Below are 21957 nucleotides of genomic sequence, written 5' to 3'. Positions count from 1 at the left end.
CAATGCATTTCTGCGCCGGAATGCGCTTACCAGATGGAGATGCGCTGCTCCGGAGGCAGGTAGAGTGCATCGTCCGGACCCACGTCGAAGGCGTCGTACCACGCATCGATGTGGCGCACGGCGTTGTTGAGGCGGAATTCGCCCGGCGGGTGGTTGGCAGTCATCACGCGGTTGCGCAGCGATTCCTCGCGCTCCATCCCGCGCCAGATCTGCGCGAAGCCGAGGAAGAAGCGCTGGTCGCCGGTCAGCCCGTCGATCACCGGCGCTTCGGCTCCGTTCAGCGACAGCTTGTAGGCGCGGTAGGCCATCTGCAGGCCGACCACGTCGCCCAGCGTTTCGCCCATCGACTGGCGGCCGCGCAGGCAGACCGGGCCTTCGGGGCTGTCGACCGGGCAATAGGCCTCGATGAATTCCGCCATGCGGGCGGTGTACTGCTCGAAGCCCTTGCGGTCGTTGTCCTGCCACCAGTTCCTGAGCGTGCCCTTGGCATCGTACTGCGAGCCCTGATCGTCATAGCCGTGGCCGATCTCGTGACCGATCACCGCCCCGATGCCGCCGTAGTTCACGGCCGGGTCGGCGCTGGCATTGAAGAAGGGCGGCTGCAGGATCGCGGCCGGGAAGACGATGCGGTTGGTCAGCGGCGAATAATAGGCATTCACCGTCTGCGGGGTCATGCCCCATTCGCTCGGGTCGACTTCGGTGCCGAGGCGCGCGCGCGAATCTTCCACGTTCCAGCGGATCGTGTTGAGGCGGTTGCCCAGCGGGTCTGCCGGATCGATCTCGAGGCCGTCATAGGTCTCGAACTCGTCGGGATAGCCGATCATCGGGACGAAGCCGTTCAGCTTTTCGCGCGCCTGGGTGATCGTGTCGGGCGTCATCCAGTCGTTCTTGTCGAGCGCCATGCCCATCGAACGCGACAGGTTTGCGACGAGCTCGTCCATCGCGGCCTTGCTCTCGGGCGGGAAGTGGCGTTCGACGTAGAGCTTGCCCAGCTGTTCGCCCAGCGCACCCTCGACCGCGCTGATCGCGCGCTTCCAGCGGTCCTGCTGCTTTTCCTGGCCGTTGATGGTGCGGCCGTAGAAGTCGAACACCGCATCATCGAGTTCGGTCGAGAGGACCGAGGCGCTCGAGGACAGGAAGCTCTTGGCCATATAGGCCTTGAGCGTGGCGAGCGGGGTGTCCTGCAGCAGCTTCATCATCGCCGGGAGGCCGCCGCCGATCATGGCGAGCTGTTCGCTCGTCAGGCCGAGCTGCTCGATTTCCTCCGCGGTCGGCGGGATCTGGCGCACGAGGTAACGCTCCTGCCCGCCGAGCTGTGCGGATTCGAGCAGTGCGTCGATCGGGAAGTCGCCGGCCATTGCGGAGACGTCGGCCGGGGTCAGCTCGTTATAGGTGAGGGTCGGCATGCGCAGGACCTGGCGGGCCCATTCGAGTTCGGCGACCTTGTGCTCGAAGGCGTAGACCGCTTCCGCTGCAGCCGCCGGATCGGCGTATCCGGCCTTGCCCAGCAGGGTGGCCAGCAGTTCCTTGTAGGCAGCGCGGATCTTCAGATTGCTTTCCGAATCCACGAGGTAATAGTCGCGGTCGGGAAGGCCCGTGCCGTTGAAGTTCAGCCCCACCGCATACTGGGTGGGGTTGCGGGCATCGATGGTCACGCCCGCGCTTACCAGCGAGGGGTATTCGGGCTGGCCGAACAGGCGCACCAGCGCCTCGAGGTCAGGCGCGCCGGCGATCTCGTCGAGATAGGGCTGGGCGGGCGCGATGCCGCTCGCATCGATCGCCTCCACGTTCATGAAGGAATTGTAGGCATCGACGATGCGGCGGGCCTGCGTGCCCGGAGCCGGGTTCGAGGCCACGAGGTCGTTGACCAGCTTCTGCACGTCGCGGACCGAACCTTCGCGCAGCATGTCGAAGGCGCCATAACGCTGGCGGTCGGCGGGAATTTCGTTTTCCGCGACCCACTTGCCGTTGACGTAGGCGTTGAAGTCGTCGCCCGGATCGACGGTCTTGTCGATCAGGTCGGTGCCGACACCCCAGGTGCCGAAATCCATGGTCGGGGCTTCTGCCTCCTCGGCGGCAGCAGGCACCGCCATCATCAGTGCAAGCGCGGATGCGCCGGCAGCGAGAATAGTCCTGGTCATGTGTGTTGTCCTTTCCTCCCGGCCTCGCGTGCTCCCCCGCGCGCGTAGGGCCGTGCGCAGCCTTGCTAGCAGCAGGCGCGCGGCGCGGTCGCCTTTCGTCGTTCCCGCAAGGGGATTGGTCGATTTTCGCACCTGAAAGGGCGGTTCGTCAGGCGCTTTCGAGCGTGAACTGCAGGGATGCGAGGCGGGCATAGAGGCCGCCTGCGGATGCCAGCTGGTCGTGCGTACCCTGCTCGACGATGCGCCCTTCTTCCATCACCACGATGCGGTCGGCGGCGCGCACAGTGGCGAGGCGGTGGGCGATGACCAGCGTGGTGCGGTCTTCCATCAACCGTTCGAGCGCATCCTGCACCAGCCGCTCGCTCTCGGCATCGAGCGCGCTCGTCGCCTCGTCCAGCAGCAGGATCGGGGCATCGCGCAGCAGCGCACGCGCAATCGCGACACGCTGGCGCTGGCCGCCCGACAGCTGGGTCCCGTTCTCGCCCAGATAGGTTTCGAGGCCCTGGGGAAGCTTTTCGAGGAATTCGGCGGCATTGGCGGCGCGTGCGGCGGTCCAGATGTCCTCTTCCGACGCGTCCCAATTGCCGTAGCGCAGATTGTCGCGCGCACTCGCTGAAAACAGCACGCCTTCCTGCGGCACGAAAGCGATGCGGCGGCGGATTTCGGCCGGGTCGGCACTGGTCAGCGGAATGCCGTCGATACGCACGCTGCCGGCCTGGGGGTCGTAAAAGCGCTCCGCCAGCTGGAAGATGGTCGACTTGCCGCCGCCCGAAGGGCCGACAATGGCGACCGTTTCGCCCGGCTCGATCTCGAGGCTGAAATCGGCGAGCGCCGGGGTTTCCAGCCGCGTCGGATAACGGAAGGTCACGTTGCGGAACGACAGGCTTCCGCGCGGCGGCTCGGGCAGGGCCTCAGGCCGCGCAGGCGGGGCGATGGTCGGCTTTTCCTCCAGCAGCTCGGTCAGGCGGCTGGCTGCGCCCGAGGCGCGAAGGAGATCGCCGTAAACTTCCGTCAGGGCACCGAAGGCCCCGGCGACGAGGCCGGCCGTCAGCACGAAGGCGAAGATGGTGCCGTAGCTGATCGTGCCGGCATTGGCGGCTTCCGCGCCGCGCCAGACCAGCATGGTGATGCCGCCGAAAATGAACAGGATGATGCAGGCCGTCAGGACCGCGCGGATGAGGATGCGGCGCTTGGCGACCGAGAAGGTCCGCTCGACCGCGGCGCCGAAGCGTTCGTGCTCGCGCGCTTCCTGGTTGAAGCCCTGCACGATCTTCATCGCCGACAGCACTTCGGTCACCATCGCGCCGATGTCGGCCACGCGGTCCTGGCTGGTACGGCTGACCGTGCGCAGGCGGCGTCCGAAGACGGTGATGGGGATGGTGATCGCAGGGATGATCAGGAACAGGCCCAGCGTCAGGCTGGGGACCAGCGTGAAGAGATAGATCGTGCCGCCCACCGCAACGAGGAAATTGCGCAGTGCGACAGATATGGTCGTGCCCACGACCTGCTCGATCAGCGCGGTGTCGCTGGTCATGCGGCTGGAAATTTCCTTGGGGCTGTTCTCTTCGTAGAAGCCCGGCGCCAGGCGCAGGAGGTTGGCCTGCACCCGCATGCGCACGTCGGCGACCACGCGTTCGCCCAGCCAGCTGACGAAATAGAACCGCGCCGCCGTGCCCATGGCGAGCACGCCGACGATCAGCAGCAGGTACTGGAACCAGCGCCCGATATCGCTGCCGTCACCGGCAAAGCCGCGGTCGACCACCAGCTTGAAGCCGGCCGGAATGGCCAGCGTGGCGGCCGCCGTCACGACCAGCGCCACCAGCGCCATCGCCACGTGGCCGGGATATTTGCGCGCTTCCTCGAACACCATGCGCAGCGGCTTGAGGCTGCGCGGTTCCGCGTCCTTGTCGCGGCGGAACAGCTTGCGGCGCTTCTTTTCGTTCGAACCCGTCTCGTCCATGCCGGTCAACTAGGCTCGCTGCGGCGCAAAATCCACAGGCGAGGCGCAATTCGGGCACTTTTGCACGTTTTGTGCATTGCACAACGACCGATCGCTCGGCAGACTGCCCTTTTTCAAGGAGTGCCCGCAGCGATAACACAACAGCGCGGGCAGCAGGGGACGCCGATGCTTTACCAAGCCTATGAATTGCAGCGCAGCTGGTTGTCGAGTGCCAGCGCCTGGGCCTCGATCGGGGCCGAGATGCTGTCCAATCCCGCCATGCCCTTCGGCTACATGGGGATGGGGCCCGTCGCTGCGAGCGCGCTGGAAGTCTTCGCCCATGCCACCGCCACCTATGGCAAGCCGGCCTGGGGCATCGAAAATGTCGAGGCGGGCGGCAAGCACTGGCCGGTGGTCGAGGCGACCGTGGTCAACAAGCCGTTCGGCGATCTGAAGCGCTTCCACCGCGAAAACCTGCCCGAAGACGCTCCGCGCCTACTGGTCGTCGCACCGATGAGCGGACACTATGCCACGCTGCTGCGCGGCACGGTCGAGCGCATGCTCGAAAACTACGTCGTCTACGTTACCGACTGGGCCGATGCGCGCAACGTGCCGCTGCACGAGGGGCATTTCGACCTCGACGACTACATGGATTACGTCATCGAGTTCCTAGACCATATCGGTCCGGGCGCGCACGCCATGGCCGTGTGCCAGCCCTCGGTCCCCGTCTTTGCTGCGACTGCGATCATGAACCGCGACAAGCACCCCTGCACGCCGAAGACGCTGACCATGATGGGGGGCCCGATCGACACGCGCTGTTCGCCGACCAGCGTCAACGACCTTGCCATGGAACGCCCGATCGAGTGGTTCCGCCACAATGTCATCGCCACCGTGCCGATGCAGTATCGCGGCGCCGGGCGCGACGTGTACCCCGGCTTCATGCAGCTGGCCGGCTTCATGAGCATGAACCTCGGCAATCACATGATGAGCCACTACGAGATGTTCAAACACCTCACCGTGGGCGACGAGGCGAGCGCGCAGGCGACCAAGGACTTCTACGACGAATACCGTAGCGTCTGCGACATGACGGCGGAATTCTACCTCCAGACGGTGAAAGAGGTGTTCCAGGACCACGCGATCCCCAACGGCACCTTCATGCACCGCGGCAAGCTGATCGACCTCGGCGACATCACCCAGACCGCGCTGCTGGCCATCGAGGGCGAGCGCGACGACATCTCCGGCCTCGGCCAGACCAAGGCCGCGCTCGACCTGACGCCCAATCTCAAGGCGTCGAAGAAGCGCTATTACATGGCCGAGGGCGCCGGGCATTACGGCATCTTCAACGGCAGCAGGTGGCGCACGAAGATCGCCCCGGTGGTCGAGGATTTCATCGCCAAGCACGGCTGAGCGGCCGGGGTCTTCGCGCCCCTGTGCCACTTGGACTAAAGTCGATGCGACGAAGCGGCACCAAAGGTGCTAGGCTTCGCGCATGGCCAGCGAGCTGAGCGAGATCCGGTCCTTCCTAGGCGATTTGTCGCCCTTCGACAGGCTGGACGCGGACCGCATCGCCGCGATCGCGCGGCGGGTGACGGTGCGCTATTTCCGGGCCGGGGACACGATCCTCGAGGCGGGCTCGCACAACGACCAGCTCTTCATCGTTCGCTCCGGCTCGGTCGAATTGCGCCTCGCGGGGGAGGAGCTGACCATGCGGCTGGGGCGGGGCGGCAGCTTCGCTTTCCCGTCGCTCCTGCGCGGGGGAGAGGTGCGCAACACCACCACGGCGCTGGAAGACACGCTGGTCTATTGCCTGCCGGGCGAGGAATTCCACCGGCTGCGCAGCGAATGCGATGCCGTGCGCGACTATTTCAACGAAAGCGAGACGGAACGCATCCGCAGCGCCGTGCGCGACTTGCGCCTGAAGCGACCGAGCACGCTCCAGCATGCGACCATCGAACAGCTGCTGGTCCACAAGCAGCCGGTGTCCTGCGAACCCGGCCTCAGCATTGCCGATGCCGCCACGCTGATGAGCGAACGGGACGTGAGCACGCTGGCGATCTGCGAGGACGGCCGGCTGGTCGGCATCTTCACCGACAAGGATTTGCGCAAGCGCGTGGTCGCCGCGCGGACCGATTTCGACAGGCCGATCCGCGAGGTCATGACCGCCGCGCCGCGCACCTTGCCGCGCCACGCCACTGCGGCAGAGGCGATGGCGCTGATGGCGGCTGGCGGCTTCCGCCATATTCCCGTGCTGGGTTCGGCAGGGGAACTGGTCGCCATCCTCAGCGCGACAGACATCCTCGCCTATCTCGGCGACAGCGCCATCGATACCGGCATGCTGGTGGCGAAGGCCGCCGGCCCGCAGGCGCTGGTCGCAGCGGCGCGCCAGATACCCGAAGGCTTCGCTCGGATGGATGCGGGCGGTTTCCATGCCGAACACACGATGCGGTTCACCTCGGCACTGGGCGAGGCGGTCCACCGCCGTGCGGCAGAGCTGGCCGAGGCGGAACTGGGCCCGCCGCCGGTTCCCTATGCGCTGCTGGTCTTCGGCTCGCTCGCGCGGGGGGAGCAGCTGGTCGGTTCGGACCAGGACAACGGCATCGTCATGGACGACCGCGTGGACGAAAGCGGGCGCGAGTATTTCGCGGCGCTGGGCGCGCGCATATCCGACCTGCTCGACGAATGCGGCTTCGTCTATTGCAAGGGCGGCATCATGGCGAAGAACGCCGAACAGCGCCTCACCCGCAGCGAATGGAGCGAGCGTTACGGCCGCTGGATCGCCAATCCGGACGAGGACCGCATCCTTCGCGCAACGATCTGTTTCGACATGCGCGCAGTTCACGGCGATCCGGTGATGGCACAGGCCCTGCACGAGGACGTAGTCGACAAGGCACGCGGTTCGGGCCTGTTCCTCAGCTTCCTTGCCCGCGATGCGCAGCGCAGCAAGGTGCCGCTGGGCTTCTTCCGCAACCTGGTCCTGGAAAAGTCGGAGGACGGGCAGAAAGTCTTCGATGCCAAGGCGCAGGCCATCCTGCCGGTGATCGACATCGCCCGCACTTTCGCGCTGGCGGAGGGGCTGGCTGCGGTCGGCACGATCGAGCGGCTGGAGGCTCTGGCCGCCGCCGGGCGCATGGCGCGCGGCGATGCCGAAAGCCTGAAGGACGCCTTCCTGCTGGTGAGCGAGTTGCGCATCGCACACCAGGCCGCGCAAGTCCGCGCGGGCACCGCGCCCGACAACGCGATTGCCCCTGCGGCCTTGTCCCCGCTCGAGCGGGATTACCTGAAGGATGCGTTCTCGGTCATCAGCGGCGGGCTGGATTCGCTCAAGCGCAATCTGGCAGGCGGGATTGCGTGAGCGCATAGCCGACTGGCGCTTCCGGCGCCGTCTCGCAGCGCTCGGTAAGAGCGGGCAGGAGTTGCTTAGCGCGTATGCCGGTGCCCGGTGGCCCGCCCCCGACCTGCCGCTGCGCGAAGCGGCGCTGCTGGCGCTTGATTTCGAGCTCGACGGGCTCGCGCGCGATGCGCACGTCCTCCAGGCGGGATGGCTTGCATTCGATACCGCCGGCATCGCCCTGGAGGGGGCCGTGTCGCTCGACATCCGCAGCGCGCGACGTCTCGACGATGGCGCGGTCACCGTGCACGGCATCGGCGAGGAACGCGCACGCGAAGGCCAGCCGCTGCGGCAGGTCCTCGAACCGCTCGTTTCGGCGCTGTCGGGCCGCGTGCTCGTCGCTCATGGCGCCGCGATCGAGGTTGAGGTCATCGAGCGGACAACGCGCGCCTGCTTCGGCGAGGCGCTGCCGGTGCGCGCCATCTGCACGCTGGAACTGGAGCGCAGGCTGCACCCCAATCTTGTGGGCACCGATGCTTATCGCCTCGCCTCAGTGCGGGCGCGCTACAGCCTTCCCGCCTACGACCAGCACGATGCCCTGTCGGACGCGCTGGCGGCAGCGGAATTGCTGCTGGCCCAAGCGCGCAGGCTGCCTGCCGACGTGCGGCTGGGTTCGGTCCTGCGGGGCTGAGGCCCTATTAGACTTATGTCGCTCTCGCCGCGGGGGCCACGCTCCCATAGCCTTCCCGTGATGCTCCCGTTTCTGCGGGCGGCAGACACCACAAGACGACGCCAAAAGAATACGAGGGGGAGGCCATGTCAGACGATACCGATACCCACCAGACCAGCGAGGCAGAGGGCGCCTACTGGCGTGACAATGTCCGCCTGCTGGTCACGCTCATGGCGATCTGGTTCGCCTGTTCCTTCGGGGCAGGCATCCTGTTCCGCGAGTTCCTCGACCAGTTCATGATCGGCGGATACCCGCTCGGCTTCTGGTTCGCCCAGCAGGGATCGATCTACATCTTCATCGCGCTGATCTTCTACTACGTCGTCAAGATGCGGAAGCTCGAGCGCAAGTACGATCTCGACGACTGAGGGAGGGGACGATGGACACGCAAACTCTGATCTACCTCTTCGTCGGCGCCAGCTTCGCACTCTACATCGGCATCGCCCTGTGGAGCAGGGCAGGTTCGACGAAGGAATTCTACGTCGCCGGCGGCGGGGTGAACCCGGTCGTCAACGGCATGGCCACCGCAGCCGACTGGATGAGCGCGGCCAGCTTCATTTCGATGGCAGGCCTGATCGCCTTTCTCGGCTATGACGGTTCGGTCTACCTGATGGGCTGGACCGGCGGATACGTCATGCTGGCGCTCCTGCTGGCGCCCTACCTGCGCAAGTTCGGCCAGTTCACCGTGCCCGATTTCATCGGCACGCGGTACTATTCCAAGACCGCGCGCGTGGTCGCGGTGATCTGCCTGATCTTCATCAGCTTCACCTATATCGCCGGCCAGATGCGCGGCGTGGGGATCGTGTTCTCGCGCTTCCTCGACGTCGACATCACCATGGGCGTGATCATCGGCATGGGCATCGTCTTCGTCTATGCCGTGCTCGGCGGGATGAAGGGCATCACCTACACGCAGGTCGCGCAATATTGCGTGCTGATCTTCGCCTACATGGTGCCGGCCTTCTTCCTGAGCTTCATGCTCACGGGCAACCCGATCCCGCAGATCGGCCTGGGCAGCCAGGTCAACGACGGGTCGGGGCTGTACGTGCTGCAGAAACTCAACCTGGTGCTCACCGACCTGGGGTTCGGGGAATATACCGACGGGTCCAAGAGCATGATCGACGTGTTCTGCATCACGCTGGCCCTGATGGTCGGGACCGCGGGACTGCCGCACGTGATCGTGCGCTTCTTCACCGTTCCCAAGGCATCCGATGCCCGCAAGTCGGCCGGCTGGGCGCTGATCTTCATCGCCCTGCTCTACACGACCGCACCGGCCGTGGGCGCCTTTGCCCGCCTCAACTTCATCGATACGGTGAACGAGACGAGCTATTCGGAAGCACCGGGCTGGTTCAAGAACTGGGAGCGCAACGATCTCATCGCCTTCCAGGACAAGAACGGCGACGGCGTGATGCAGGTACGCAGCGGCGACCCGTTCGAAGGCGCACCGGCCTTCGCCGAAGGCACGGGTCCTTCGGGTGAGCGTCTCGTCACCAACGCACCGGTCGCGGACAGCGAGAACGAGGTCTACCTCGACCGTGACATCATGGTCCTCGCCAACCCGGAAATCGGCAATCTGCCGGGCTGGGTGATCGCGCTGGTCGCCGCCGGCGGGCTTGCCGCGGCATTGTCGACCGCTGCCGGCCTGCTGCTGGTGATTTCCAGCTCGGTCAGTCACGATTTGCTCAAGTCGACCTTCAAACCCGATATATCGGAGAAGGGCGAATTGCTGGCGGCGCGTCTTGCGGCAACGGCAGCGATCGTGGTGGCCGGCTATCTCGGCATCTACCCGCCGGGCTGGGTGGCACAGGTGGTTGCATTCGCCTTCGGCCTTGCCGCAGCCAGCCTGTTCCCCGCCATCTTCATGGGCATCTTCTCGAAGCGCATGAACAAGGAAGGGGCGATTGCGGGAATGGTGACGGGCCTGGCCTTCACCTTCGGCTACATCTTCTACTTCAAGCTGGCGAACCCGGCAGCGAACGTAGCGGACAACTGGCTCTTCGGCATCTCGCCCGAAGGGATCGGCGTGGTCGGAATGGTGCTGAACTTCGCCGTCGCCATCGCGGTGTCGAAGATGACTGCCAGCCCGCCGGTCGAAATCCGCAAGCTGGTGGATTCGATCCGCGTGCCCCGCGGCGCGGGCGATGCCCACGCACACTGACGCCCTTCGGGACAGTCGCAGAGGAAGGGCGGTGCCGCGCGGCGCCGCCCTTTCTTGCATGATGCGGCAGTTTCGATAGGCTGCACGCGGGGGAAGGGAGAGGTCCATGCTGTTCGGCACGGCGATCGTTACGGCGACGCTATACCTGGCACTGCTGTTCTGGCTGGCGTCGCGGCAGGACCGGCTGGCCGAGACCGGCCGCCCTGTCTCCGCCCGCCGGCGCGACTGGATCTACGGCCTCAGCCTGGCGGTCTATTGCACCAGCTGGACCTTCTTCGGCGGGGTCGGTTCGGCGGCAAGTTCGGGCTGGCATTACCTGCCGATTTACCTCGGGCCGGTGCTGGTCTTCTCGCTCGGCTATCCGCTGGTGCGGCGCATCCTTGCGCAGGCCAAGGCCCAGCATTCCACCTCGATCGCCGACTTCCTCTCGGCACGTTACGGCAAGAGCGCGCTGGTCGCCGCGCTGGTGACGATCTTCGCGACAGTCGGCTCGCTGCCCTACATGGCGCTGCAGCTGCAATCAGTCGGCACATCGCTGCTCGCGCTTGATCCCGAACTCGAAGCGAGCGTCTCGCCCGACGAGCTGGTCCTGCTGGTTGCAGGCAGCATGGCGCTGTTCGCCATCCTGTTCGGTTCGCGCAGGGCCGACCGCGCCGGGGACAATGCCGGGCTGGTGCTCACCATCGCGGTGGAATCGGCAGTGAAGCTGTTCGCGCTGCTGGCGCTGGCGGCATTCGCGATGGTGCTGCTTGCGGGGCAACCTGGCGGTGCTGGCGCAGCGGTCTCGCCCTTTTCCGCGCAGCAGTTCGATGCCCGCTTTGCGGTGCTGACGCTTATCGCGGCCTGCGCGGCGCTGTGCCTGCCGCGCCAGTTCCACATGACCTTCGTCGAGGCGCAGACCGACCGCGCCAGCGCGGCGATGCGCTGGGTCTTCCCGGCCTATCTTGCGGTCACCTCGCTCGTCATCGTACCGATCGTGCTGGCGGGCCTGTCCGCGCTTCCGGCAGAGACGCCGGGCGACATGATCGTGATGGCCCTGCCGCTGTCCTCGGGAAGCGAGCTGCTGGCCCTGCTCGTCTTCATCGGCGGGTTCGCGGCATCGACCGGCATGATCGTGGTCGCCAGCGTGGCGCTTTCGACGATGATCACCAATGACCTCGTGCTGCCTGTGGTCTTCCGGCGCGAACTGCGCGGCGGAGGCGATCGCACCCGGCTCGCGCTGCGCCTGCTGATGGTGCGCCGCCTCGTCATCGGCGGCCTGCTGTTCTTCGCCTATCTCTTCTATCTCGGCTTCGGGGCAGCGGCGGAGCTCGCCGGCCTCGGAACGCTGGCCTTTGCCGCCATGGCGCAATTCGCGCCCGGCCTCGTGCTCGGCATGATGACGCGCCACGGCAACAAGACCGGCATGACCAGCGGCCTGCTGGCCGGGTTCGCCTGCTGGGCGGTGCTGCTGATCCTGCCCGCCGCGACGAACCAGCCGCCGGTTTTCGCCATCCATCCCGATCCGCTGGTGTCGGGCGTGCTGCTCAGCCTCGGCTTCAATGTCGCGGCTTATTGGGCAGGCTCTGCCTTCGGGCGCGAGACGCTGGTCGATGCCGCGCAGGCGGCGGCTTTCGTCGGCACCGCACCGCCCGGCGCACGGCCGGGTTTCGTTACTGCCAAGCGCATTGCGGACATCCGCCTGCTGCTGGCCCAGTTCATCGGCCAGCGGCGCGCGGCAGAGGCGCTGGGCGAAGGTTACCGCGACAGCGACCCGGCCGATGAGCAGGTGCTCGCCATGGCGGAACGGCTGATCGCGGGCGTGGTCGGCACGTCGTCCGCGCGCATGCTCACCGCCAGCTGGGCGCAGGGCGATGCCGTCCCGCTCGAACAGGTCGTGGCCATGTTCGACGAGACCAGCCGCCGCCTGACCTTCAGCGGCGACCTGCTGCAACTGGCCATCGAGAACATCGACCAGGGCGTGGCGCTGGTCGACAGCGACATGAACCTCGTGGCGTGGAACAGCCGCTACCAGGAAATGTTCGCGCTGCCCGACGCGCTTGCCAGCGTGGGCACGCCGATTGCCGATCTCATCCGCTTCAACCTGCGCCAGGGCGGCGTGCCGCATGCCGAGATCGAGGAGCAGGTCGCCCGCCGGCTCGAACACATGCGCGCCGGACGCACCCACCGGATGGAACGCGAGCAGCACGACGGGCGGATCATGCGCATCGTCGGCAACCCCGCGCCGGGCGGCGGCTACGTCACCAGCTACAGCGACGTGACGGCGGACCGGCGGGCGGAACAGGCGCTCGAACAGAAGGTCGCCGAACGCACGCAGCAGCTGAGCGAGGCGAACAGCGCGCTCGAAGCGGCCACGCGCTCGAAGACGCGGTTCCTTGCCGCGGCCAGCCACGACCTGATCCAGCCGCTCAATGCGGCGCGCCTGTTCGCCTCGGCGCTGGGCGAGGAAGTGCGCGGGCGCGACCAGCTCGAACGGCTGGTGCGCGATCTCGACGGGTCGATTACCTCGGCCGACCGGCTGATCCGCACACTGCTCGACATTTCGAAACTCGATGGCGGCGGTATCGAACCGCGCCCCGAGCCGGTCGCGCTCGACGAGATTTTCGACGAGATGATGCGCGAGTTTTCGGTGCAGGCAGAAAGCAAGGGGCTGGCGCTGAAACGCGTGCCCACCAGCGTGTGGATCGATACCGACCGCGCCCTGCTTGGCAGCGTGGTGCGCAATCTCCTCAGCAATGCCATCCGCTATACCGACAGGGGCGGCGTGCTGCTCGGCGTGCGGCGTGCGGGAGCCGACGTGGACCTGTGCGTCTACGATACCGGCGCAGGCATCGCGGACGAGGATATCGAGCGGATGTTCGGCGAATTCCAGCGCGGCAGGACGCAGGACCGCGAAGGCCTCGGCCTCGGCCTCGCCATCGTCCGGCGCATCACCGCCCTGCTCGGAGTGGAGGTGGAGACGCGCTCCGTCGTCGGGCGCGGCAGCCGGTTCGCGGTGCGCCTGCCGGTGCTGCGCTGGGGCGCGCGGGTGCAGCCCGAGCGGCGGCGAGCGGCATCCTCGCTGGCGGGCGCGCGTATCCTCGTGGTCGACAATGATCCCGCCGCGCTCAGCGCGACGGCGGCGCTGCTGGGCAAATGGGGATTGGCCGTGACCTGCGCGCATGGCCTGTCGCAGGCGCTGGAGGTGGCCGGAACACCGCCCGACGTCGCCATCATGGACTTCCGCCTCGACGAGGACGAGCGCGGCGACGGGGTCTACGAGGCGCTATGCGCGGCCTGGGGCAAGCGTCCTCCGGCCATCCTCCTGACCGCAGAGGCGGGCGAGGAAACCGAGCGGGCGGCAGCGCGCATGGGCGCCCAGCGACTGCTCAAGCCGTCATCGCCCGCAGCCCTGCGCGCACTGATTTCGGATTGCGTGGCGCGGGGAACCGGCGGCGATCAGCCGGCCGCGGGGTCCGCCACCGCCTGATCGACATCCAGCTTGCCGGCCAGCAGCACGGCCTGCGTCCGGTTGACCACGCCCAGCTTGCGGAAGATCGCGGTGATATGCGCCTTCACGGTCGCTTCGCTGATATCGAGTTCATAGGCGATCTGCTTGTTCAGCAGGCCTTCGCTGAGCTGGCCGAGGATACGGCGCTGGGCGGGGGTGAGGCTGGCGATCTTCGCCAAATCCTCGTCCGGTCCGCTGCCGGTCTCGGGAAACCAGTTCTCGCCCTCGCGCACGCAGGCCAGCGCCTCGCGCATGGTCTCGAGGCTGGCGGACTTGGGAATGAAGGCGGCTGCGCCCAGCTGGCTGGCGGCGGCGTAGACCCGCGCTTCCTCGCTCGCCGAGACGATCACGACCGGCAGTGCAGGGAAATCCTGGCGGAAGTCCATCAGCGCCGACAGCCCGTTCGAATCCTCCATATGGAGGTCGAGCAACAGGGCTTCGGCCCCCGCCTCCACCGCCTCGCGCGCGCCCTTGGCCGACGATGTCTCGACGATTTCGGCCTCGGGCCACACCCGGCCCACCGCATGGCCCAGCGCCGTGCGGAAGAGCGGGTGGTCGTCGGCGATGATGATGCGCTGTGCCATGCCTGTCAGCGGTTCTGCCGTCCTTCGATCAAACGATCAACCAGGCTTGGATCGGCCAGCGTGGAGGTATCCCCGAGCGAGCCGTAATCGTTCTCCGCGATCTTCCTCAGGATGCGCCGCATGATCTTGCCGCTGCGCGTCTTGGGCAGGCCGTCGGTGAACTGGATGTGGTCGGGCGAGGCAATCGGGCCGATCTCCTTGCGCACATGGCCGCGCAGTTCGGCATAGAGGGCATCGGAGCCTTCCTCGCCTGCATTGAGCGTGACGTAGCAATAGATGCCCTGGCCCTTGATGTCGTGCGGGTAACCGACGACCGCGGCCTCGCTCACCTTGGCATGGCTGACCAGTGCGCTTTCGACTTCGGCCGTGCCCATGCGGTGGCCGGAGACGTTGATGACATCGTCCACACGACCGGTGATCCAGTAGTACCCGTCCTCGTCGCGCTTGCAGCCGTCGCCGGTGAAGTACTTGCCCTTGTAGGTGCTGAAATAGGTCTGCTCGAAGCGTTCGTGATCGCCGTAGACCGTTCGCGCCTGCCCCGGCCAGCTGTGCGTGATGCACAGATTGCCCTCGGTCGCGCCCTCCAGCACCGCGCCGTCATTGTCGACCAGCTGCGGACGAATGCCGAAGAAGGGCTTGCCCGCGCTGCCCGGCTTCATGTCGTGCGCATTGGGAAGCGTCGTGATCATCACGCCGCCGGTTTCGGTCTGCCACCAGGTGTCGACGATCGGGCAGCGCTTCTCGCCGACCACGTCGAAATACCAGCGCCAGGCTTCGGGATTGATCGGCTCGCCCACCGTGCCGAGCAGGCGGAGCGACGAACGATTTCGGTTGGTCACGTAGGCGTCGCCTTCGCGCATCAGCGCGCGGATCGCGGTGGGGGCGGTGTAGAGGATGTTGACCTGGTGCTTGTCCACCACGTCCCAGAACCGGCCGTGGTCGGGGTAGTTGGGGACGCCCTCGAACACCACCTGCGTTGCCCCGTTCAGCAGCGGGCCGTAGGCGATGTAGCTGTGGCCGGTGATCCAGCCGATATCGGCGGTGCACCAGAACACCTCGCCCGGGCGATAGTCGAAGACATAGCTGAAGGTGGTCGCCGTCCACACGCCGTAACCGCCGGTGGTGTGCACCACGCCCTTGGGCTTGCCGGTCGAACCGGAGGTGTAGAGGATGAACAGCGGGTCTTCCGCGCCCATCGGTTCGCACGGGCATTCCTCGTCGCTGGCAAGCTCGTGATACCAGTGGTCGCGCCCCTCGATCATGGCGACCTCCGTGCCGGTGTGGCGCACGACCAGCATGCCGTCGATCGGCGTGTCGTGATCGGGTTCGGCCAGCGCGGCATCGACATTTGCCTTCAGCGGCACGCGTTTCGAACCGCGCAGGCCCTCGTCGGCGGTGACGACGAAGCGGCTGGCACAGCCTTCGATGCGGCCGGCCAGCGCCTCGGGAGAGAAGCCGCCGAAGACCACCGAATGGATCGCGCCGAGGCGGGCGCAGGCCAGCATGGCGAGCACGCCTTCGACGATCATCGGCATGTAGATGGTCACGCGGTCGCCGCGCTTGACGCCCATCCCCTTGAGCGCATTCGCCATGCGCACGACCTCGCCCTTCAGCTCCACATAGGTCAGGCTGCGGCCCGGGGTGGCCGGATCGTCCGGCTCGAAGATCAGCGCGGTGGCATCGCCGCGGCCCGCCTCGACGTGGCGGTCGACGGCGTTGTGGCACAGGTTGAGCGTGCCGTCGGCAAACCATTCGATGCCGACCGGGTCATAGGACCAATCGCCGCCCCTGGTCGGGGGCGTGACCCAGTCGAGGCGCCTGGCCTGTTCGAGCCAGAAGCCGTCCGGATCCTCTACCGAGCGGCGGTAGAGCTGCTCGTACATTTCCGGCGTGCAGTTGGTTTCGCGGGCCGTATCGAGGCGTTGGACGGCATTGAGCATGGGTCGTCTCCCTTCGCCTTCGTGATAGCAGCACAAGGCCCCTTCGCGCTTTCAGACGAAGGTCTTACGACCATCCGCTCATACCCTTTGCGGTGTCTTGCAGCCCATACTTGCCTGAAATGACAGCGAGGGAGGCTGCGATGGCGATGAGGGGAATGAGGACCGTACTGCGTGCAGGCCTGCTGGCAGGCACGTGCATGGCAGCTGCACCGGCAGCGGCGCAGGATGCGGATGTCGAGCAGCGGCTCGACCGGCTGGAAGCGCTGGTGATGCAACTGGTCGAACGGCTCGATGCGCAAAAGGGGCAGATGGACAGCCAGCAGGCAGAAGCCGTCGCCGCCACGCAGCAGGCGCTTGCCGAAACGAAGGCGCTGCAGGCGCGTCAGGCCGAACTCGCCGCCGAGATCGACGAGCCCAAGAAGCAGGAAGACAAGGGCTTCCGCGTGGGCAACACTACCATTTCCTATGCCGGCTACGTCAAGTTCGACGCCATCTCGCAGCGCACCAGCGGCGGGCAGGTCGACAGCGGCAATATCGTGCGCGATTTCCTCATTCCCGGGGCGATCCCCGTGGGCGGGGACGGGTCCGGCTGGGACACCGACTACAACGCCCGCCAGTCGCGCCTGATCTTCAAGACCGCGACCGACGTCGGCGCGGAGCACACGCTCAATTCGCAGATCGAGCTCGACTTCATGGTCACGCCGGGCGGGGACGAGCGGATTTCCAACAGCTACGAGCCGCGCCTGCGGCAGGCATTCATCACTTACGACAACTGGCTGTTCGGCCAGGCCTGGTCGACCTTCCAGAACGTGGGCGCGCTGCCGGACAGCCTCGACTTCATCGGCACGACGCCGGGCACGGTCTTCGTGCGCCAGCCGATGATCCGCTACACCAGCGGCGGCCTGATGCTTGCCGCAGAGCAGCCCGAGACGACCGTGACCACGCCGGCGGGCGGGCGCGTGCTGGGCGGGGACGACACGCTGCCAGATTTCGTGGCGCGCTATAACCTGTCGGGCGACTGGGGCAGCGTGACCGCCGCCGGCATCCTGCGCAATCTGCGCATTTCCGACGACGACCTCGGCTCCGATGGCGACAGCGCGATCGGCTACGGCCTCAGCGTGTCGGGCAAGCTGGCGCTGGGCGAGCGGGACGATCTGCGCTTCATGGGCACGGTCGGCGACGGCCTTGGCCGCTACATCGGGCTCAACATCGTCAACGATGCCGCGCTCGACCTCGACGGGGACCTCGACCCGATCTTCACCTATTCGGGCTTTGCCGCCTACCGGCACCTGTGGTCGGACAAGCTGCGCTCCAGCGTGGCGGGGTCCTATTTCAAGGCCGACAACCCGGTCCTGCTGACCACCGGCGCAGTGACCGACGAGAGCTGGAACGTGTTCGCCAACATCATCTACTCGCCCGTGCGACCGGTCGATATCGGGCTGGAGTACATGTACGCCGAACGCACGCTCGAAAACGGCACCTCGGGCAATCTGCAGAAGCTGCAGCTGTCGGCGAAATATTCCTTCTAGGAAGCCTCAGCCCAGCCGTGCCGCGTGCCAGGCGATGTGGTCGGCCATGAAGCTGGAGATGAAGTAGTAGGAGTGGTCGTACCCCTCCTGCATCCTGATCTCCGGCGCCATGCCGGCCTTGGCGCAGGCGAGCGAGAGCGCGCCGGTTTTCAGCTGTTCCTCGAGGAACTGGTCCGCAGTGCCCTGGTCCACCAGGATATGGTCGTGCCGCGCGCCGTCCTCGATCAGAGCGACCGCGTCATAGGCGCGCCAGGCATCGCGGTCGTCGCCCAGATAGCGTGACAGCGCCTTCTCGCCCCACGGCACCCGGCTGGGCGAGACGATCGGGCTGAAGGCACTGATGGAGCGAAAGCGCCCCGGATCACGCAGGCCGATGGTGAGCGCGCCATGCCCGCCCATCGAGTGGCCGGTGATCGCCTGGCGCGACAAGTCGACCGGGAACTCGCTCGCGACCACCTGCGGCAGTTCGATCTCGATATAGCTGCGCATGCGGTAATGGCGGCTCCAGGGGTCTTGCGTCGCATCGACATAGAAGCCCGCGCCCTTGCCGAAGTCGTATTCGTCCGGCGCATCGGGCACGTCCTCCCCGCGCGGAGAGGTGTCCGGGGCCACGAAGACGATGCCGTGTTCGGCACACGCACGGCGATACTCGCCCTTTTCGGTCACGTTGGCATGGGTGCAGGTGAGGCCGGAAAGATACCACAGCACCGGCAGCTTCACGCCGGGCAGGTGCGGCGGGACATAGACCGAGAAGGTCATTTCCGTCCCCGTAGCCTCGGAATGGTGCGAGAGGACGAACTGGTCGCCGTCGAAGGCCCGGTTCTGCGATAGGTATTCGAGCGTCATGCGGACTCCTGCACCGGGATTTCGGCGACGCGCGGCGCATGGCCCCAATGTCCGATCAGCCGCAAGACGTCAGCGCCGGACAGCCCCAGCGTCGCGGTGTTGCGAAGCGGATGGACATTGATGCGGGGCGCTGCGGCAAGTCCTGCCTCGATCACGCAGGTCACGCTGCCGGGCGCTGCATTGATCATGGCGAGCGGGGTGACCGAGCCGGGGGCAATGCCGATCAGCCGCTCCATGTCGTCCGCCTTGCCGAAGCTCACCCGCTTGCAGCCGATCGCACCGGGCAGGGCCTTGAGGTCGACGCGCGCCTCGGCCGGCACGGTGACCAGCCAGAAGGCACCCTTGGCGTCTTTCAGGAACAGGTTCTTGGTATGCGCGCCGGGTATCTCGGCATCGACATGGCGGCTCTGCTCGACGGTAAAGACCGCTTCGTGCTCGTGCTCGGCGAAGGGGATTGCGAGCGCCGCGAGGTCGGTACGCAGGCCTTCTTCCCCGCGCATCACAGCCAGCATACTCCGCACAGCTTGTGCCCGTCGGGATCGCGCAGGTAGGCAAGGTACATCTCGCCAAAGGGGCTGGAACGGGGCCCCGGCGGGTCCTCGACCGTCATGCCGCCATTGGCGCATCCCGCTTCGTGCCAGGCGTCCACCATTTGCGCGCTGGCGACCCTGAAGCCGATGGTATTGCCATTCGCCACCGTAGGCGGCTCGCCGTTGATCGGCTTGCCTATGACCAGCACGCCGCCGTCATGGCGATAGACCAGCCGGCCCTTGGGATCGTCCTGCGCTGCAGGGCCGCCGATTGCGGCGAAGGTCGCATCATAGAAACGGCGCGAGCGCTCGATGTCGCTCGCGCCGATGGTCAGGTGATTGAACACCGAAGCCCGCTCAACCCATCCGGTGCAGCGCGCACAGCTTGTTGCCGTCCGGATCGCGCAGGTAGGCGAGATACATGGCATTGGGCGTGCCTTCGCCGCGAACGCCCGGCGGGTCTTCGATCGCGGTGCCGCCTGCTGCGACGCCGGCCGCGTGCCAGGCATCGGCCTGTTCGGGGGTCATACCGATGCCGACGGTGCAGCCGTTACCGGCCGTGGCCGGTTCGCCGTCGATCGGCTTGGTGACGAGGAACGCGCCGCCATTGTGGAGGTAGATCAGGCGACCCTTTTCATCGACGATGCCTTCGCGGCCGCCGATGGCCTTGAAGGTCGCATCGTAGAACTTCTTCGACCGGTCGATGTCGTTCGAACCGACCATCATGTGACTGTACATGGGCTCTCTCCCTTAGGTTTCGATTCGCCACCTTAAGCGCGGTGGCAGGGCGCGCAAGCGCTCAGATGTCGACCGCGACCTTTGCCGTGGCATGATCTCCCGAATTGGGCGTGCCCTCGGTGTCCATGACGAAGAGCTTCGCCTCGCCATGCGGTGCGCGCGGGCGGTGTTCGGTGCCGCGCGGAACGACGATCATCTCGCCGGGGCCGAGCGTTTCGGTCCGGTCGCGAAAGTCGATTTCCAGCGCGCCCTCGATCACCAGGAACAGCTCGTCCGTGTCGGGGTGGCTATGCCAGTGATACTCGCCCTCGACCTTGCACAGGCGCACCTCGTTGCCGTTGAAACGCGCCGCGATGCGGGGCGCCCACTGCTCGGTGAACTGCCCGAACTTGTCGTCGAGATTGACCTTGGCGGGCATCAATAGACCACGACTGCGCGGATGCTTTCGCCCGCGTGCATCAGGTCGAAGCCCTTGTTGATTTCTTCCAGGCTCAGGCGGTGGGTGATCATCGGGTCGATGGCGATCTTGCCGTTCATGTACCAGTCGACGATCTTGGGCACGTCGGTGCGGCCCTTGGCCCCGCCGAAGGCAGTGCCGCGCCAGTTGCGGCCCGTCACCAGCTGGAAGGGGCGGGTCTCGATCGTCTTGCCCGCTTCCGCCACGCCGATGATGATGCTGGTGCCCCAGCCCTTGTGGCAGCATTCCAGCGCATCGCGCATGACCGCGGTATTGCCGGTGCAGTCGAAGCTGTAATCCGCCCCGCCGTCGAGCATGTTGACCAGCGTTTCGACGACATTGCCGACGTCCTTGGGATTGACGAAGTCGGTCATGCCGAACTTGCGGCCCCATTCTTCCTTCGACGAATTGATGTCGACCCCCACGATGCGGTCGGCCCCGGCCAGCTTCGCGCCCTGGATGACGTTGAGGCCGATCCCGCCGAGGCCGAAGACCACGACATTGTCGCCCGGCTTGACCTGCGCGGTGTTGACCACCGCGCCCACGCCCGTGGTGACGCCGCAGCCGATGTAGCAGGTGGTGTCGAAGGGCGCGTCCTCGCGGATCTTGGCGACCGCGATTTCAGGCAGGACGGTGAAGTTCGAGAAGGTCGAACAGCCCATGTAATGGTAGATCGGCTTGCCGTTGTAGGAAAAGCGCGTCGTGCCGTCGGGCATCAGGCCCTTGCCCTGTGTTTCGCGGATCGCGCTGCACAGGTTCGTCTTGCCCGAGAGGCACATTTTGCACTGGCGGCATTCCGGCGTGTAGAGCGGAATGACGTGATCGCCCGGTTTTACCGAGGTTACCCCTGCGCCGACTTCGCGCACCACGCCGCAGCCTTCGTGGCCCAGCACGCTGGGGAAGATCCCCTCGCTGTCCAGCCCGTCGAGCGTATAGGCGTCGGTGTGGCAGATGCCGGTCGCCATGATTTCCACCAGCACCTCGCCAGGCTTGGGGCCTTCGAGGTCGAGTTCGACGATCTCGAGCGGCTGCTTGGCTTCGAAGGCGACGGCGGCACGGGTTTTCATGGATCGAATCTCCTCTTTGCCCGCGTGGGTAGGAGCGGGGCGCACCCGCTGCAAGCCAAGTTGCTTGCGGTTCATTGGCAAGCAGGTAGGGCGGCGGGCATGAACAAGCTCGCCCTTATCGCCGCCCTCGGCCTTGCCACCCCGCTTGCCGCGCAGGATGCGCCCGCACCGCCGCAGCTCGACGCCGCGCAGCAGGCCTCGGTACGCTGCGGAGCCGCCTTCGCCATCGTCGCGCGCGGACAGGCCGACGGGGACGAGGCCATGGCCCGCTATCCGGACCTGAAAGAGCGCGGGCTGGAATTCTTCGTGCGCTCGACCGCGCGGCTGATGGACGAGACCGGCGCCGACCGCGAGGCGATGCGCTCGCTGGTGATGGCGGAAGGCGCGGCGCTGGGCAGCGATCCTGCCTCGCTCCACGCGGTCATGCCCGCCTGCCTGCTGATGCTCGACGCCTCGGGCCTTTAAGGGCACGCGTTCAGCTTTCGC

At 66.4% G+C, this 21957-nt stretch carries 18 protein-coding genes; 8 read left to right on the top strand and 10 right to left on the bottom strand.

From position 1 onward, the window contains the following. Positions 1-26: 26 nt before the first annotated feature. On the bottom strand, positions 27-2141 hold the full coding sequence (locus LCL94_RS05495) for a M13 family metallopeptidase (RefSeq protein ID WP_224831331.1): 2115 nt from the start codon (positions 2139-2141) through the stop codon (positions 27-29). A 148-nt stretch (positions 2142-2289) separates the two neighbouring features. Then, positions 2290-4101, bottom strand: a complete 1812-nt coding sequence (locus LCL94_RS05490; RefSeq protein WP_224831330.1) for an ABC transporter transmembrane domain-containing protein — start codon at positions 4099-4101, stop codon at positions 2290-2292. 165 nt (positions 4102-4266) lie between these two features. Between LCL94_RS05490 and LCL94_RS05485 the strand changes: the two genes are divergently transcribed. The 6 genes from LCL94_RS05485 to LCL94_RS05460 all read left to right on the top strand — a co-directional run bounded on the left by LCL94_RS05485 (position 4267) and on the right by LCL94_RS05460 (position 13759). Then, positions 4267-5487 (top strand): polyhydroxyalkanoate depolymerase, encoded by a 1221-nt coding sequence (locus tag LCL94_RS05485; protein WP_224831329.1) that lies wholly within the window; start codon positions 4267-4269, stop codon positions 5485-5487. 82 nt (positions 5488-5569) lie between these two features. Next, a complete protein-coding gene (locus LCL94_RS05480; protein WP_224831328.1) occupies positions 5570-7432 on the top strand; it encodes a DUF294 nucleotidyltransferase-like domain-containing protein in 1863 nt (620 codons plus the stop codon). Next, positions 7425-8099, top strand: coding sequence for an exonuclease domain-containing protein (locus LCL94_RS05475; protein WP_224831327.1), 675 nt, complete (start codon positions 7425-7427; stop codon positions 8097-8099). Before LCL94_RS05480 ends, LCL94_RS05475 begins: the two co-directional genes overlap by 8 nt. A gap of 125 nt (positions 8100-8224) precedes the next feature. Continuing rightward, complete coding sequence (locus tag LCL94_RS05470; protein ID WP_222555197.1) at positions 8225-8503, top strand: DUF4212 domain-containing protein; 279 nt, start codon at positions 8225-8227, stop codon at positions 8501-8503. Positions 8504-8514: 11 nt separating this feature from the next. Then, on the top strand, positions 8515-10290 hold the full coding sequence (locus tag LCL94_RS05465; protein WP_224831326.1) for a sodium:solute symporter family protein: 1776 nt from the start codon (positions 8515-8517) through the stop codon (positions 10288-10290). Between the two features lie 106 nt (positions 10291-10396). After that, positions 10397-13759, top strand: a complete 3363-nt coding sequence (locus LCL94_RS05460; RefSeq protein ID WP_224831325.1) for a PAS-domain containing protein — start codon at positions 10397-10399, stop codon at positions 13757-13759. On the opposite strand, the gene LCL94_RS05455 is transcribed toward LCL94_RS05460, so the two are convergent. Continuing rightward, positions 13729-14364, bottom strand: coding sequence for a response regulator transcription factor (locus LCL94_RS05455; protein WP_224831324.1), 636 nt, complete (start codon positions 14362-14364; stop codon positions 13729-13731). The two genes, LCL94_RS05460 and LCL94_RS05455, sit on opposite strands and share 31 nt — an antisense overlap. Before the next feature lie 5 nt (positions 14365-14369). Then, on the bottom strand, positions 14370-16304 hold the full coding sequence (gene acs, locus LCL94_RS05450; protein ID WP_224831323.1) for an acetate--CoA ligase: 1935 nt from the start codon (positions 16302-16304) through the stop codon (positions 14370-14372). 146 nt (positions 16305-16450) lie between these two features. On the opposite strand from acs, the gene LCL94_RS05445 reads away from it, so the two are divergent. After that, the gene (locus LCL94_RS05445) at positions 16451-17833 is read left to right on the top strand and encodes a DcaP family trimeric outer membrane transporter (protein ID WP_224831322.1); all 1383 of its coding nucleotides are present in this window, start codon (positions 16451-16453) and stop codon (positions 17831-17833) included. Positions 17834-17839: 6 nt separating this feature from the next. Here the strand turns inward: LCL94_RS05445 and fghA are convergent, their stop codons facing one another. The 6 genes from fghA to LCL94_RS05415 form a co-directional block, all read right to left on the bottom strand. After that, a complete protein-coding gene (fghA, locus tag LCL94_RS05440; protein WP_224831321.1) occupies positions 17840-18679 on the bottom strand; it encodes an S-formylglutathione hydrolase in 840 nt (279 codons plus the stop codon). Next, positions 18676-19191 carry a prolyl-tRNA synthetase associated domain-containing protein gene (locus LCL94_RS05435; RefSeq protein ID WP_412070789.1) on the bottom strand — a complete coding sequence of 172 codons (516 nt, stop codon included), beginning with the start codon at positions 19189-19191 and terminating at the stop codon, positions 18676-18678. Before LCL94_RS05435 ends, fghA begins: the two co-directional genes overlap by 4 nt. After that, positions 19179-19556 carry a VOC family protein gene (locus LCL94_RS05430; protein ID WP_224831320.1) on the bottom strand — a complete coding sequence of 126 codons (378 nt, stop codon included), beginning with the start codon at positions 19554-19556 and terminating at the stop codon, positions 19179-19181. Before LCL94_RS05430 ends, LCL94_RS05435 begins: the two co-directional genes overlap by 13 nt. Before the next feature lie 10 nt (positions 19557-19566). Next, positions 19567-19947 carry a VOC family protein gene (locus tag LCL94_RS05425; RefSeq protein WP_160608337.1) on the bottom strand — a complete coding sequence of 127 codons (381 nt, stop codon included), beginning with the start codon at positions 19945-19947 and terminating at the stop codon, positions 19567-19569. A 61-nt stretch (positions 19948-20008) separates the two neighbouring features. Then, complete coding sequence (locus LCL94_RS05420) at positions 20009-20365, bottom strand: cupin domain-containing protein (RefSeq protein WP_224831319.1); 357 nt, start codon at positions 20363-20365, stop codon at positions 20009-20011. Continuing rightward, positions 20365-21471, bottom strand: coding sequence for an S-(hydroxymethyl)glutathione dehydrogenase/class III alcohol dehydrogenase (locus tag LCL94_RS05415; RefSeq protein WP_224831318.1), 1107 nt, complete (start codon positions 21469-21471; stop codon positions 20365-20367). The genes LCL94_RS05420 and LCL94_RS05415 overlap by 1 nt, the downstream gene beginning before the upstream one ends. 99 nt (positions 21472-21570) lie before the next feature. Here LCL94_RS05415 and LCL94_RS05410 point away from each other — a divergent pair, with 99 nt between their 5' ends. Continuing rightward, complete coding sequence (locus LCL94_RS05410) at positions 21571-21936, top strand: hypothetical protein (protein WP_224831317.1); 366 nt, start codon at positions 21571-21573, stop codon at positions 21934-21936. The last annotated feature ends 21 nt before the right edge of the window (positions 21937-21957 follow it).

The organism is Qipengyuania gaetbuli (assembly GCF_020171365.1).
GTDB lineage: Bacteria > Pseudomonadota > Alphaproteobacteria > Sphingomonadales > Sphingomonadaceae > Qipengyuania > Qipengyuania gaetbuli_B.
This window is presented reverse-complemented; position numbering and strand designations above follow the sequence as displayed.